We start from the raw sequence: 15,318 nt of genomic DNA on the forward strand, positions 1-15,318 counted from the left end.
CCCTTCACTTCGTCCTCGATTCCGATTATTGACCCAGGATTCCACGCAGCTTCTGATTGTCCGAAATGATGCTCCTCGCCTTGTTTACAAAGGTAATTTTCTTTGCCGCATCCTTGTTGAGCTGAATAATTTTTTGAACGAATGTCTGTGGATGATTGACGCAAAAGTCCTCGTCAAATATGTCCTCGGAATACCCGACAGTGCTTTCTTTGGTTGCAAGCACCGGGATGCCTTTCATGATCCCCTCGAGTATCTTGATTTTTGCTCCGCCCCCCAGCGTGTTGGGGACGATGAGAAAATCACAGCTGCGAATGTACTCATCCACGGATTTGACGGCTCCCGTCACGATGATTTGCTCGGAGTGGTATTTTTGAATCAACGGGCTAGGGTCGCGTCCGACCACGAACAGCCGGTAACGCTCATCCCGCTTGACGAGCTCCTGGAAAACATTTTCGATGAACCAGAGTGCTCCCAGCACATTGGGGTACCATTCCATGCTGCCCAGGAGCAGTAGATTGTAGCTCGGATGCTCCACATGCTCTCTCTCTTTAATCGTCGGATAGTTGTAGTAGGGGGGGATGACGTGAATGTGGTCAGCGGCTTTTCCCATCGCAGAAATGAGCTTTTTATCCTCCTCGGAAATTACCCAGATATCGTCGACCGCCTGTATAGCTTGATGCTCCAGCCGCTTGATTCCGCGATTGAGCAGCCGCAGCTTCCACTTATCCTTTGCACGGGACTGATACCGGATTTCTTCGCGAGCGTTCATATGCTCAATATTGTGCTGGATAAGCACGAGCTTGGTCCGTTTTCGATCGATGTGCTTTTGGATCGTTTCGTACAAAAAGAACATGCGCAAGTGATCGAGAATGATGACGTCGTATTGCGTCTCGGACAGGAGTCGATCCGCTTCTTCCATCATGCGCGGCAAATATTTTTGCGTACTGTCCCCGTAGAAGAGGACTTTCTTGTAGTTCTCCCATTTTGTCGGCTGATAGGGAACCAGTCGCATCTGCCGAAAGAGCTTCGAGTAGTAGCGATACTCCTTGGTTTCCACATCCGTCTCCGTGTATTCATAGGAAAGGACATCGAACGTGCTGTCGGGACTTGCGATTCGCTCCAGGATGCCGAGAGAGTAGATCGCATCACCGGAGTTGACTGGAAACAGCTTTCCCGAAATGTACAATACTTGTTTTCCCATCGTTATCTCATCCTCAACTGGTTGTGAAATGGCAAACATCGCTTGAGAAAAGTCTTGCCCCGATACATCCGCAAAAGCGAGGGGTATTGCTGCAGAATCTCGAGTCTTTGCCCGAACAGCTCCTGTCTTTGAAGATCGCTGACCCCGCCGCCTTCGTATTTGCAGATCGCCTGGTCCACTTTTTCAAAGATGTCTCCGTTTTTCCTCATCTCCAGAACTGCCTTGAAATCAGCTGAAATCGAGTACCGGCAGTCGTATAGGACGCGCTGATGCAGCCGAGTTGCAAACAGGATTGATTGATGGCAAATCATCTGTGTACTCAAATAAAAATCGCTCAGCTGGACCGGCTGCGACACGATTTGGCCATCACGATAAATATTGCCGTACAAATGTTTGTCTCCCGTACGTCCTGGCAGGATCGCATCCAGCACGACATGATTGTAAAAAACGTCGCCGGCGTTCATGAAAATCACGTAATCACTGTCCGGGGAAACCAAGGATAGCCCCTTGTTCATCGCGTCATAAATGCCTTTGTCCGGCTCGGAAATCACTTCGTCGATCATGTGTCGATAGCGCCCGATAATTGCCAGCGTCTCGTCTGTAGAGCCTCCATCGACGATGACATACTCCTTGTTGCGATACGTCTGGCTCATGACGCTTTTGATCGTGCTCGCAAGCCTCTCCCCTGCTTGATAGGTCACTGTAATGATGCTGATTTTCGGCAAATGCCCAGCTGCCGTCATCTCCGCTCCCCTTTCCCTGCCAGATCCGCGTGCAGATGGAATCCTTTTAAATAGCCGATAAAGAAGAAAAACAAAGTCACATAGGTGTACGACGCGATCAGCGTCGGCTCTACCATCATCGCCACGAGAAACGATACAGATAATCCAATGACCCCATACGACTGATCTGGTTTCTTCTTCAGAAAAGACATCAGGTAGGGCACATGCTTGAGCTGGATGACCAGCAGCAGCAGCATAGGAATGACGCCGACATACCAGCCTACGTCCAGCCACAGATTATGGGCGTAGTCGAACGGGGAAAAGTCCGTTTTCGCTCCTCCCATCGGATACTCGAACAAGCCGATCAGCCCTTTGTACCAGAGTGCGTACCTCGGTGTGTCCAGCCCTTCACTGAGCAAGCGATCCATAAAAGGATTTTCGAGCAAGCTTTTGGTCTCGGAGAAATCGATAAAAAACAAGTTCAGCGGCATGAGGCAGAACAAAATGATGAGCAGCACGAGCTTTTTGTGCGTCAGCTTCATCTGCGTGATGTACATGAGCGTTGCCAGTGAAAATGCCAGCGCGCCGGCATAGATCGGACTGCGATTTTGCAGCATCAGATTAAAAAAGATACTCGTCGCAGCCAGTGCCAGAAAACAGCCCTTGAGCAACAGATTGATGCGGCTGTAAATCATCGAGATCAGGCAAATGCCCAAGGAAAAATAAATCCCGATGATCGGTCCGTTGATCGTCCCCCCGTTCCAAAACGACGGGACTGCCCGCTCTGCAATCAAGTAGTTGTTGCTCGCCACTTCCCCCAAGTGATTCATGGCATAGCTCGCCGTTGACAGCAAGGCGTAGGTGAACAGTCCTCCTACTGTTACGCCGAGGACGACACTGATATTCGTATAGTTCTGAGCCAGAAAATAGCCGATGATATAGGCAATTGTCATATTGGCGATGAGAAACATCATCTTGCTCTTAAGCCAGTCATCTTCCGTCGTAATTTCAAAGAGAACGCACATGGTGTAATAGAGGAAGGCAAAGAGGAAAACGAGAGAGGCATCCAACAAAAAGGAGACAGTCACATTCTTGTTCTTCAGGAAAAAGATGAGCACCAAGCAAGGGAACAGACAGATGAGAGACAAATTGGGGACACTCGCGCCGTAGAGGAACACACTGGTGAGCAAAAGCAGCGTGGCGAGCTTGTAGGTCGTCGCCTCCCGCCCGGAGGACAGATCTTCAGGATGACTTCTGGAAATGATGATAAACATGTCCCTCACATGGATCCCCCCAAGAAACTCTCATCGTCTACGGTCGGACAATCAAGTGCTGCTTGCGATACCAGTCGTACGTCTGCTGAATTCCCGCCTCCAAAGTCGTGCTGGCATTCCAGCCCAAGCGAGCCATTCTGGAGACGTCGAGCCACTTGCGCGGGGTGCCGTCCGGTTTATCCGAACGAAAGACGATTTCCCCCTGATAACCGACAATGCGTTTGATGAGGCTCGCGAGCTCCCTGATCTCGACATCTTCTCCCGTACCTATATTTACAAACGGCGCCGTATCCCTCTGATCAAAGAACTTCATCAGATAGACGCAGGCATCTGCAAGATCATCGACATACAAAAACTCTCTTTTGGGCTTCCCTGTGCCCCACACCTCAACACTTGGCGCTTTATGGATGGCAGCCTCGTGGAATTTACGCAGCAGAGCTGGCAGAACATGCGAGCTTTCCAGATCAAAATTGTCGTTTGGCCCATACAGGTTGGTGGGCATGACCGCTAGGAAGTTGGAGCCGTATTGACGATTGTAGGCCTCGCACATCTTGATTCCCGCGATTTTTGCCAGCGCATATGGTTCGTTGGTCGGCTCTAGCTCTCCGCTTAGCAAGTACTGCTCCCGAATCGGCTGTGGTGCGAATTTGGGATAAATGCATGAGCTGCCAAGAAACAGCAGCTTTTTCACCCCGAACAAGTGGGCGGCATGAATCACGTTCGTCTGAATCACCAGGTTTTGATAGAGAAAGTCAGCCGGATATTGCGAATTTGCTAGAATGCCCCCTACCTTCGCTGCTGCCATAAACACGTATTCTGGCTGCTCTTGGGCAAAGAATCTCGCAACAGCTTCCTGATTCAGTAGATCGAGCTCGCCGCGATCCCGTACAAGAATACGCTCGAACCCTTGCGCTTCCAACGTTCTTTTTATCGCTGATCCCACTAGTCCACGGTGGCCAGCCACAAATATGCGCGCTTGTAAGTTCACTTACAGGTACTCCCCTTTCGAGCGAATAGGCAATTGAGCTATGATTTTCTTCAACCGAAACGGCACGAGTATCGCCTTGGTTTGCATCGCCCCCACCTGATGCAGCGGTTTGAAAAAGAAGCAGGAGGCATGTGTTTGGAACCAGTACGAGAATAGGGATGCAATAGTCGCCCCCATCGCACCGTATCTAGGAATCAGCAGCAGATTGAGTAGGACGTTCAGGATGCAGCCCATTACCGAAGTGACGAACTGCCATTTGGTGTAGTTCATCGTGTTGAGGAATGAGGAACGGGCCAAGCCAAGGTTGACGAACAGTCCAACCCATATGTAGCATATCAAGAGTGAGGAGGCAGCCGAATACTCCTGCCCGAAAAACGAAACGAGAAAGGATGCGAGGAAAGTCGTCGCAATCGCCACGATGTAGCCGATCAGAGCCATGACATCAAACAAATGCTGCAGTCGTTCACAAAAGATTTCTTCACTGATTTGCTTGGACGCAACAATACTGGGATACGTCGAGGAAACGATGGCAAGCGGTACGAAATACCACATTTCCCCAAGGCGTACAACTACCGAATAGATCCCCAGCTCGTGATTCCCAACCATATCTCCAATCATGATCTGATCAATGCGCATGTAGATCAGAATGGCGAGACTGGATAGAATCAACGGCCAGCTGTCCTTCAGCATCTCGAGGGAGCATGTCAGTGATGCGCGCCATTTGCGCAGGTAGTTCCCATGTACCCGATAGCCGATCAAAAGTCCGATCATGATGATCACAGCTTCAGCCATTCCCGCATAGGCAAATGCGATGAGCGGCGCCTTGATGACGATCAGCACGACCTTGAGCATCGATATGAGGAAGAAGGAAGTCGCATACGTATATACCTTTACCTTAGCGTTCACCTGAGACTGGAACCAGTAGTCAATCGTATCGAACGCTTGGAGGATCATCCCCATCGCAACCAGAGCCACCATCCACTGCATGTGGGGATCGTCTGGACGCAGAAAGATGATCAGAGCGATGGTGAAAGCGATTGTCGACAGGGAACCAAACAGCTTCAGGACAAACGCACTGCCCAATATCTCGTCTCTTCGCTCTGGCTGCCTGACGATATTGCGAACGACGATGCCTTCCAGCCCCAAAGCTGCTACCGTCGAGAACAACGCCACAAAGGATTGGGCGTAGTTCAGCTGCCCGAACTGATCGGGCCCCAGATAGCGAGCGATGGCGATCCCCACAAAAAAGGAGATAATCAACCGAAATATCCGCTCTACAGCCAGCCAGCTCGAGCTGATCACAATTTTTTTCAACACCTGGCTCCCGTTTACGAGGTTTACTAGAGAAAGGGCAAAAACACGGCATTTCTGTATCATAGAGTTAAGAGGATCTCTTTGTTTGCTTCTGCCAGATCCGCTCGCACCATGCTTTGAACCAGCTCATCAAATGTGCATTCCGGCTGCCAGCCCAGGACTGCCTTTGCCTTTCGTGGATCACCCAGGAGAAGATCCACTTCCGTAGGTCGGAAATACTGCGGGTCTACTTGGACGATGACTTTACCGGTCTGTGCATGTATTCCCACTTCCTCCACGCCGTGCCCCTGCCACACCAGCTCAATGCCGCATTCCCGAAAGGCAAGCTCGACAAACTCCCGTACAGAGTGCGTTTCTCCTGTGGCGATAACAAAATCGTCCGGAGCTTCTTGCTGAAGCATCAGCCACATCGCCTTGACGTAATCTTTCGCGTAGCCCCAATCCCGTTTGGCATCGAGATTGCCGAGGTACAGCCGCTCCTGCAAGCCGAGGCGGATCCTCGCCGCCGCACGTGTGATCTTGCGGGTGACAAATGTTTCTCCACGCAGCGGGGATTCGTGATTGAACAGAATGCCGTTGCAGGCAAACATCTGGTAGGCCTCCCGGTAGTTTACTGTGATCCAGTAAGCGTAGAGCTTCGCAGCCGCATAAGGGCTTCGTGGATAAAAAGGCGTAGTCTCGCGCTGAGGAACTTCCTGAACCAGTCCGTAGAGCTCACTCGTAGAAGCTTGATAAAATTTGGTTTTTCCTGCGAGACCCAATATCCGGATGGCCTCCAGCAGGCGAAGTGTCCCGATTCCATCTGCGTTTGCCGTATATTCCGGTGTTTCAAACGACACCTTGACATGGCTTTGCGCGGCCAGGTTGTAGATCTCGTCGGGCTGCACTTCCTGGATGATGCGGATGAGATTCGTCGAGTCGGTCAGGTCGCCGTAATGGAGAAAGAATCGGCTGCTGGCGTCATGCCTGTCTTGATAAAGGTGGTCAATCCGATCTGTGTTGAACGAGGACGCTCTGCGTTTGACACCGTGCACCTCGTATCCTTGTTCCAGCAGAAACTCCGCCAGATAGGCTCCGTCTTGACCTGTGACCCCTGTAATGAGCGCTACTTTTTTCATCTGCTTGGACCTCTCCTTTATCCGAGAGCGGACTTACTCATCATCCGCTGCTTTTGCAAAACCCTTGATTTTCGGTAAATAGCATAAGAGTCGTATACGAGTACCAAAGCGATCGACAGGAAGAATCCGACGACAAACGCCATGGCGATGTTCAAAATCGGTCTGGGGTAAACGGGATAGGGATTATCCGAAACCTTTGCTTCGGAAATCACCTGAATGTTGTCGATCTTCATGATTTCTTTAATCTCTTCGACTGAAATTCGGGACAAGGTATTGGCGACTTCCACTGCGGTTACTGGCGACGGGTCTCGAACCGTAATTTCAATCACCTGAGAAGATTTCACGGGCTTAACCTCTATTTTGCTATCGAGCTCCGTTGTAGACAGTCGCAGCTTCATAGCGATCATCGCCTTCTCGAGCACCCTCGGACTTTTAATCATGACTTGATAGGTGTCCATCAGCTTGATGCTCGTTTGAATATCGTTGAAATCGATTTCCCTTGCCAGCTCGGCTTCCTCGGCAGAATTCGGCATCACCAGCAACTCTACGGATGCTCCGTATACCGGAGTGATGTAATAGTAGCTGTAAATACCGACGGCTGACGTGACTACCGTGGTGAAAACAATGACAATCCAGAGTCGTCGCCAGATCATGTCAAACAGCTCACGTACTTTCATATGCCCTCCTGGACTCCCAATATGAACGTTCTTTTTATAGAACGATTTCTTTTAGTGTAACTTATAGTCCATAAAAAAGAAACAATCATATCCATGCAAAAATCAAGCAAAAATCGGAGTGTTACCCCTTTTTCCGACATCATTTTCGCTCTGTTCGTTTCCCATATTGTCGTTCTTTATGAAGAATACTTTTTTGTCTGACTCCCTTGCTTTTGCGTCCACGCGTCCTTCCACGATTTCACCAGCTCTTTGCTGATTCCCGAGCTTTGCAGTTCTCCGATCAGTGCTGCCCATTCCGGATCACAAGGAACGTTTCCTTTTTGGCGATCATGCACATAGCGAACGAGACTGCCCAATTCCATTTCCAGCACCAGCGCAATTTTCTCCAGGATTTGAATGGAGGGATTTGTCTTGATCCCTCTCTCCAAAGAGTTCAAATACGACTTGGTGACTCCCGATCGCTCTGCCAGCTCAGACATGGACAGCCCTTTTTGTATTCGCAGCTCCTGTATACATTTCCCAAGCAATGACTAGCGCTCCCTTCATACCCACGCACAGTTTTTTTCAATCTCTTCCCAGGTCATATAAATGCGGATGATATCCTCCTCTACCAGGGACACTCCGGTTTGCACCTCGATAAATTCGAGATCCGTAATCGCTTTGATCGCATGCTTCGTCTCAACCGGAATCGTCAGGACATCGCCCGCCTGAACGTGGAATATTTTATCGTCCAGGCAAAATACCCCTTCGCCCCGGATGATCGTCCACACCTCGCTGCGCATGTAATGAAGCTGATAGCTCAAGTTTTTTCCTGCTGAAACGCCAATCCGTTTGGTCAATACTTCCCGTCCGTCCACCGACTTGTCGTGGTCGAGCACCCTGTACCAGCCCCAGCGGCGCTCCTCAAACATCGGACGGGTAGCGATGTCTTTGACGATTTCCTTCACATGATGGCTGACCGTTTTCTCGGCGATCAGGATGCCGTCCGGACTAGCCGCTACGATCGCGTTGGACAAGCCCATCACGACCACGGGGATATCCAGCTCATTGACGAGGTGCGTAGATCGGCAGGTTTCATCCACGAGACCTTTTCCTACCTGACGCTCCTTCATCTGATCGGTCAGCGTATTCCACGTGCCGAGATCGCTCCAGCTTCCTTCGTATGGCAAAACGGCAATACGGCTTGTTTTTTCTACTACCTCGTAGTCAAAGCTGATCGATGAGAGTCCGTGATACTGCCTCAGCAGCTCCTCAAAATGAATCGGAATCCCTTTGTCAATCAGGCTGGTGATCATCGTCTCCAGGCGGAAGGCAAATACACCGCAGTTCCAAAGCGCTTGCTGCTCGATCAGCTTTTCGGCCACGTCTTTGGAAGGCTTCTCGGTAAAGTGGTTTACCTGATAGTACGGCATGCTGTCATGGCGAGGGTGAGGCACGATATAGCCGTACTTTTCAGAAGGATATGTCGGTTTTACCCCTACCAGGGCGAGCTGTGCCTCGGAGTCGCCAAGGACGTGCTCCAGCTGTTTCAGCTTCTCGAAGAAAGCATCGTCGACATAGGCATCTACGGGCATGACGACACACACTTCGTTCATGCTGATTTCCTTCATCGAATACAGGTAGACAGCCGCCAGCGCAATCGCTGGAAAGGTGTCCCGACGATGCGGCTCCACCAGCAGCTCTACATCGCAGCCGATCTGATTTTGGATGATATCGACCTGTGTGCTGCTGGTCGAAATGATGGAATCCTCCTGCAGATGAACGGCTCCCAGCTGCTTCCAGATGCGCTGGATCATCGATTCCATGTCCCCCTGTTCGTTTTGGAGCAAGCGAAGAAACTGCTTGGATCTGGCATCATTGGACAGTGGCCACAATCTTTTTCCCGAACCGCCTGACAGCAAAATCAGCTTCACTGACATTTCCCCCGTTCATCTGTTATTACTCGCTATTGGCGGTATTCGCCATGTCGTAATAGCCGAATAGCCGCAGCAGCTTTTTCTTGTTCTCATCGTTTTCATAGGCAACGCCAGCCGCTTGCTCCCGCTGTAGAACAACCCGGATGGTCTGGAGCAAAATCTTGATATCGAGAACGAACGAATACGTTTTGACGTACAAAATATCGAAGCGAAGTTTGTCTTCCACCTTTGTGCTGTAATTGGCCAATATTTGTGCCAGCCCGGTGATTCCCGGTTTGACTGACAAGCGATACGCGTAGTCCGGGATGCTCTCCTGAAACTGCTGGATGAAAAAGGGGCGCTCCGGTCTTGGCCCTACCAGACTCATTTCGCCTTTTAACACATTGAACAGCTGGGGGATTTCGTCCAAACGAGTGGAGCGCATAAACCTTCCGATCGGTGTGATACGTGGATCCTTTGCAGCTGCCAGAACCGGTCCCGTCGATTTCTCCGCATCCACCACCATGCTGCGGAATTTGTAGATGAGGTAGGACCGCCCGCCCTCTCCCAGCCGCTCCTGCTTGAAAATCGCCGGACCTGGAGAGGTGAGCTTGATCAATACGTACAAGAGCAGCATGACTGGCACCAGAAGCAGAATCAGGAAGCCGGACACCAGTAAATCAAAGCATCGCTTGACCAATAGCTTTCTCGGGACGAAGCGTGGAGGCTGGATGGACAGCACCAGGAGATCATCAATTTGCTGCAGCTCGGACTCGATAGCGAGCAGCTCGACCATTTCCGGTACAGCCAGCACCTCTTTTTCGTGCTTGATACATAAGCTGATGATTTCTGCCTTGTCCTCCCGGTTCAAGTCAGGACCGAGCAAGACGACGTCCACTTCCGCCATTTTCTTATGTAAGAGCCTTCTGCTGTGGGCAGGAAGGAAGCCGTGAATGATGAACCAGCCTTTGGAATGGTTCATGCACTTTTCTGCCAAAGACACACCGCTATCGAGGCTGTCACCTACGATCAATACTTTCTTGCTCCCGTGCTTCTTCCGCGCTAGCTGCCAGATCAAATAACGGCTGAATCCGAGAACGAAAAATTGCAAAAACGTCGCAAACAAAATCACGCTGCGCGGGAACGAAAAGCCTTTGCCCATATACGTCATGGACATGGTCAGGACCATCACGAGCAGGACAGACAAAAAGATGGTGTACAGCAGATGATGCAAGCTTTTACGCTTCCAGTCGGAGTACAGGTCGAACATGTAAAACGCGATCAGACAAAACAGCGAAATCCACGGAAACAGGGCTAGATACGGTTTGACATTGCGCAGCGGCACATCAAACGAAAAACGGGATAAAAACGCAATCACATAGCACGCGTTCAAGAGTCCAGCATCGAGCATTGCCAACAGAAACAGACGAAGCTTCAAGGTGTTGCCCCTCATAGGTTCCTCCTGCCATTTTCAAAAGGATCATCAGCCATATGCGATGGACATTCTGTTTCGAACGTATTGAATCGTTTGGTGCAGTCCTCGGTGCAAGGTCACTTGCGGTTCCCATTTCAGCAGTTCACGGGTCTTTTCGTTGCTCAGACAACTGTGCCGAATGTCCCCTTCTCTCGCTGGCAGGTAGATGGGCTCGATTGCGAGCGACAGCATTTCGTTTAAAAGCGTAACCAGATCATTGATGCTCAGTGCGTGACTCGTGGAGACATTGAGTACTTCTCTGGCTCCGTATTGCAGGGCGGCCACATTGGCAGCTGCTACGTCCTCCACATGGATAAAATCTCGCGTCTGCCACCCGTCACCGAATACCTTTGGCGGCAAGCTTTGCAGCATGTTCTGGATAAAGCTCGGAATGACTCCGCCTTCTCCTGTCAATTCCTGCCGCTCCCCGTAGACGTTGGCGTAGCGCAGGATCGTATAATCCAGTCCATATTGATCGGAGGTTACTCGGATGTATTGCTCCGGCGTGTATTTGGATATGCCGTAGCAGGAAAGTGGTCGGGTCTGGTGTGTTTCTTCAATGAGGGGAGTGTGTGGGATGCCATAAACGGCTGCTGAGGATGCGTAAATGAACTTTTTCACTTGATGTAAAACGGCGCACTCCAATACTCGGAGGGTACCGAAAATATTGACGCTAGCATCGTGAAGCGGTGCCACCATCGAATGTCGGACGTCGATTTGGGCAGCCTGGTGGATGACGATATCCGGCTTTTCCGTGGCAAACACGGACTGCAGCTCGTGACTGGTAATATCGCACCGATAGAACTTCGCCAACGGGTGAACCTGCTCGCTTTTGCCCGTCGATAGATTGTCTACAATGACAACCTGATATTGATTCGCGATGAGTTGATCCACAATGTGTGATCCAATAAAACCGGCTCCGCCCGTCACGAGTACTTTCATCGCTCTCTCCCTTTTTCATGGAAACTTGTCGTTACCAGCTTTTTGCCTAGCTGTCTGCCGATCGGATGATATTCCACTGCGTCGTCTTCCAAAACAGAATCGTGCAAGCAATTCCTTCCATCGAAAACTATGGCTTCTCGCATCGCTCGCAGCTTGGGAACAAAAGCGGGAAGGGTAAACTCTTGCCATTCCGTCAAGACAAAAGCAGCGTCTGCGCCTGCCAGTGCCTGTTCGGCACTTTCGAACAGCTCCACTTGAGCAGGAAGGTAGGTTCGAGCATTGTTCATGCTTACGGGATCGTACCCGACGACCTGCGCTCCGTACTCCAGCAAAGCGGCTGCAATCCCTAAAGACGGCGCCTCTCTCATGTCATCGGTGTCCGGCTTAAATGAGAGCCCCAGCAGCGCCATTCTCTTTCCGCGCAAATCCCCGAATCGACTGAATGCCTTCTCGACCAGCCTCATCTGCTGCTTGCGGTTCACGCGCTCCACAGCCTGCAGAATTTGGAGCTGATCTCCTGACAGCTCTGCCATGCCCAAAAGCGCTTTGACATCCTTGGGAAAGCAGGAACCCCCATAGCCGATCCCAGCGCGCAGGAACTTTTCCCCGATTCGTTGATCCATGCCCATTCCCCGCGCCACATCCTCGATCGTCGCTCCCAGGCTCTCGCATAGGTTGGCGATCTCGTTGATAAAGCTGATCTTCGTTGCCAGAAAGGCGTTGGACGCATACTTGATCATCTCTGCGCTGCGAATGTCCGTGTGCAAAATGGGGATGTGCAAAGGCTCATACATCGCGGCAAGCACTTCTGCCACTTCTGCATCGTCGGTGCCGATCACGATCCTGTCTCCGTGGAAGGTGTCGTAGACCGCTGACCCTTCCCGCAAAAACTCCGGATTGGAGGCTACCCGTACAGATACAGGATGTGCGAGGTGCTCTGCGATGATTTGGGACAGAAATGTGTTCGTCCCAATCGGTACCGTGCTTTTAATGACGACAATCACATCATGCTGCACATTGCGTCCGATCGTTTGGGCTACGGTAATCAACGCCTGCAGATCTGGCATGCCATCGATCCCCTGCGGCGTGCCCACTGCTATGAAAATTGCCTCCGCATTCGCAAACGCTGCCCCTGGATTGACTGTAAAAGCAATCCTTTTTTCCTTTCTCTGCTGATCCAGCATCTCTCCCAGACCAGGCTCGTAAAAGGGAACCTCCCCCGACGATAGCTGTGCGATTTTATCCTCGTCCACATCCACACATGTCACCTGGTGGCCGATCTTTGCCAAGCAAACACCTGTAACGAGTCCTACATATCCTGTTCCGACGATGGCAATCCTCATGGCTTCCTACCCTCTCCCGTTATGTCCATCCCACACTTTTTTTCCATGCATTCCAGCCGTAGTGCAGGAAGCACCACGCTGCGTGCACCAGACCCAGCTTTTCGATATCCCGGTACAGCCTCCAGGTATGCCGGGCTGCTTTCCATTTGTTGCTGGAGATCGAGCCGCCTACCTTGCGATACAAGGACAGCTCCTCTGAAATACCGTACGCGATCTGCCCTTGCTTGAGGATTTGCAGCCACATCGCTGTATCTTGACGAGTCCGAATGTTCGGCATCTGGACCGTCCCCAGCTTTTCACGATCGAGCATGACCGTCAGGCACCCGATGATGGTGTTCTTCAAGAGTCCCTGATAATCGATTTGCTCCGGTATTGGTACAGCTACTCCCGTCTCCGTGCCATTTTCCGCAATGATGCGATACTGGGTAAACGAGAAGGCGATGTCGCGCTCCTGCATGAAGGCTACCTGCGTCGCCAGCTTTTGCGGCAGCCACAAATCATCGCTGTCCAAAAAAGCCAGATACTTCCCATTGGCGGAAGATATCCCTGTATTTCGGGCAACCGCCGCTCCTCCGTTCTGCTCGAGGGCAATCAGGCGAATGCGCGGGTCGTTCAGCTCATCTTGGATGACGGCTATCGTATTGTCACTGGAGGCGTCGTCGATGAGAATCATCTCCCAATGGGGGTACGTCTGCCCTTTCACTGAGTCGATGGTCGCTTTAATGAATTTGGCTGCGTTGTAAGTAGGCGTAATGACGGATACCAACGGCTGCGTCTGTATATCCTGACTCGCTCTGACAGAAGAACTCATCATTGTGCTACTCCTCTCACCAACGATTGATCCGTATTTGTTAGCGTCTGGTACAGCCTGATCAGCTTTTCCGATTCCCGCTCCCAGTTGTACTCGTTTATCGTGTAAGCCATCCCTTTTTGTCCCATCTCCTGCGCCAGCGCGGGCAAGTCGTGCAGAAACACGATCGCCTGTGCGATTTCCAAAGCATCCGTTTCTCTCACGAATACGCCGGAGCCAACATGTCCCACTTTTTCTCTCCACACGGCAAAATCGCTGGCGATGAACGGGATTCCAAACCTTTGATATTCATAAATTTTGTTCGGACTTGTTTTGGCGTGGTCGCCTATGTTTTGAATCGTGATCAATCCTGCATCCGCTTGGATCATATAGGCAAAAGCCTCTACCTGGGGCAGTACTCCCCGATAGTCGACATGCTTCCAGCCTGGCTTTGCCATCGCTTCCTTCCAGCCTGCCTGATCATGCACCGGACCAATCAGCCACATCCGCACAGGAAACAGCTGATTCACATATTCCAGCGCATCGACCATTTGCAGCAACCCGCGTGTCCGTCCGATCGTCCCCACGTAGATCACGCGAAACTCTGCTGGCTTTGCGATCAAACGGCTATGTGCGTAGGCACAGTCGATCAGCTCACCACTTGCGATCGGAGCGTTTTCGATCACGACGCCCTTTTTCCCCAACCGAGCAGCAACATCCGGCTGAGTCGCGATGGCCCCATCGAAACATCTCCCTGCCCACGCTTCCAGCTGTCCAACAGTCTTGGCCATGAATTGGCGCAATCGCCCTGGAATCCATTCGCGCATCAGAATTCGCTGCGTGAAATCTTCATGCGTATCGTAGATGACCGTTTTCCCCATCAGCTTCAGGAAAAATCCCAGAAGCAGTGTATCCGGATTGTGCAGGTGGATGATCGCTGCTCGCGTTCGCAAGATTTTTGCCAGCATCAGCGGCTGCATCAGAAATCGCTGCAATCGATTCTTGTACCGCGGGACCCCTTCTACACGGAGGTGACCTTGTACCCGCTCCCTCGTCTCATCCGCACCTTTTCTTGCCAGGAGTACGACCTCATACCCAGCAGCGGCGAGGGCTTTTGCTTCCTTTTGATACACCCTGACATCCGTGTGAATGTGCACGGGTGCATAGATGCATACCTTCTTTGCAGCTCCCATTCTGTCTCCACGTTCATCCTTCCTGATCGGTTTTCGTTCTTTATAAGGAACGATATGTCCTAGTATATTCTGCCTATAAGCAAAACAAAAACGGCCAAATTAGCCGTTTTCAGCCAAATTAGCCGTTTTCATCTGTTTATCTCGATTTATCACTATTGTTCTTAAAAAAGAACAAATTGATTGTAACTGTTCTTTATAACGCTTTTGCTCCAAACTGCTTACATGGAACGGAGAGTTCCACGCGACGCCATCAGCAAAAATTCGCGGACTTCATCCAGCGTGATTCCCATGTTCTTGGCTTCCAAAATCAATTCCTCCCACTCACGATCCCTCTCCTTGGTGCCAATCTCTTGTGCGTACATGGTACTTCCCCCTCTCCAGCCTTAC

General features: G+C 51.1%; 15 protein-coding genes. All 15 read right to left on the reverse strand.

The window, feature by feature from the left end; translation table 11 throughout:
• Window positions 1–25 precede the first annotated feature (25 nt).
• The 15 genes from ACLIN2_RS21590 to ACLIN2_RS21660 all read right to left on the reverse strand — a co-directional run bounded on the left by ACLIN2_RS21590 (window position 26) and on the right by ACLIN2_RS21660 (window position 15,293).
• Window positions 26–1,201: a glycosyltransferase family 4 protein gene (locus tag ACLIN2_RS21590; protein ID WP_411502082.1), complete on the reverse strand. Its 1,176-nt coding sequence runs from the start codon at window positions 1,199–1,201 to the stop codon at window positions 26–28.
• 2 nt (window positions 1,202–1,203) lie between these two features.
• Window positions 1,204–1,944: a glycosyltransferase family 2 protein gene (locus tag ACLIN2_RS21595; RefSeq protein ID WP_411502083.1), complete on the reverse strand. Its 741-nt coding sequence runs from the start codon at window positions 1,942–1,944 to the stop codon at window positions 1,204–1,206.
• A complete protein-coding gene (locus tag ACLIN2_RS21600) occupies window positions 1,941–3,206 on the reverse strand; it encodes a hypothetical protein (RefSeq protein ID WP_411502084.1) in 1,266 nt (421 codons plus the stop codon). The genes ACLIN2_RS21595 and ACLIN2_RS21600 overlap by 4 nt, the downstream gene beginning before the upstream one ends.
• Window positions 3,207–3,234: 28 nt before the next feature.
• Complete coding sequence (locus ACLIN2_RS21605; RefSeq protein WP_411502085.1) at window positions 3,235–4,185, reverse strand: GDP-L-fucose synthase family protein; 951 nt, start codon at window positions 4,183–4,185, stop codon at window positions 3,235–3,237.
• Window positions 4,186–5,499 carry a flippase gene (locus ACLIN2_RS21610; protein WP_411502086.1) on the reverse strand — a complete coding sequence of 438 codons (1,314 nt, stop codon included), beginning with the start codon at window positions 5,497–5,499 and terminating at the stop codon, window positions 4,186–4,188. It abuts the gene before it with no gap.
• A gap of 59 nt (window positions 5,500–5,558) precedes the next feature.
• Window positions 5,559–6,617 carry a GDP-mannose 4,6-dehydratase gene (gene gmd / locus ACLIN2_RS21615; protein ID WP_400585194.1) on the reverse strand — a complete coding sequence of 353 codons (1,059 nt, stop codon included), beginning with the start codon at window positions 6,615–6,617 and terminating at the stop codon, window positions 5,559–5,561.
• A 17-nt stretch (window positions 6,618–6,634) separates the two neighbouring features.
• Window positions 6,635–7,294, reverse strand: coding sequence for a YveK family protein (locus ACLIN2_RS21620; protein WP_122960636.1), 660 nt, complete (start codon window positions 7,292–7,294; stop codon window positions 6,635–6,637).
• Between the two features lie 176 nt (window positions 7,295–7,470).
• Entirely contained in the window at window positions 7,471–7,821 is a 351-nt protein-coding gene (locus ACLIN2_RS21625; protein ID WP_411502087.1) for a helix-turn-helix domain-containing protein, read from the reverse strand.
• 15 nt (window positions 7,822–7,836) lie between these two features.
• Entirely contained in the window at window positions 7,837–9,207 is a 1,371-nt protein-coding gene (locus tag ACLIN2_RS21630; RefSeq protein WP_122960635.1) for a sugar phosphate nucleotidyltransferase, read from the reverse strand.
• A gap of 25 nt (window positions 9,208–9,232) precedes the next feature.
• Window positions 9,233–10,642 carry a sugar transferase gene (locus ACLIN2_RS21635; protein ID WP_411502088.1) on the reverse strand — a complete coding sequence of 470 codons (1,410 nt, stop codon included), beginning with the start codon at window positions 10,640–10,642 and terminating at the stop codon, window positions 9,233–9,235.
• 30 nt (window positions 10,643–10,672) lie between these two features.
• Window positions 10,673–11,605: an NAD-dependent epimerase/dehydratase family protein gene (locus ACLIN2_RS21640; protein WP_411502089.1), complete on the reverse strand. Its 933-nt coding sequence runs from the start codon at window positions 11,603–11,605 to the stop codon at window positions 10,673–10,675.
• A complete protein-coding gene (locus ACLIN2_RS21645) occupies window positions 11,602–12,948 on the reverse strand; it encodes a UDP-glucose dehydrogenase family protein (RefSeq protein ID WP_411502090.1) in 1,347 nt (448 codons plus the stop codon). Before ACLIN2_RS21645 ends, ACLIN2_RS21640 begins: the two co-directional genes overlap by 4 nt.
• Window positions 12,949–12,967: 19 nt before the next feature.
• Window positions 12,968–13,759, reverse strand: coding sequence for a glycosyltransferase family 2 protein (locus ACLIN2_RS21650; RefSeq protein WP_411502091.1), 792 nt, complete (start codon window positions 13,757–13,759; stop codon window positions 12,968–12,970).
• On the reverse strand, window positions 13,759–14,931 hold the full coding sequence (locus tag ACLIN2_RS21655; protein WP_411502092.1) for a glycosyltransferase family 4 protein: 1,173 nt from the start codon (window positions 14,929–14,931) through the stop codon (window positions 13,759–13,761). Before ACLIN2_RS21655 ends, ACLIN2_RS21650 begins: the two co-directional genes overlap by 1 nt.
• Before the next feature lie 218 nt (window positions 14,932–15,149).
• Entirely contained in the window at window positions 15,150–15,293 is a 144-nt protein-coding gene (locus ACLIN2_RS21660) for an anti-repressor SinI family protein (protein WP_092268665.1), read from the reverse strand.
• Window positions 15,294–15,318 lie beyond the last annotated feature (25 nt).

Source organism: Brevibacillus centrosporus (genome assembly GCF_046622605.1).
Lineage (GTDB): Bacteria > Bacillota > Bacilli > Brevibacillales > Brevibacillaceae > Brevibacillus > Brevibacillus centrosporus.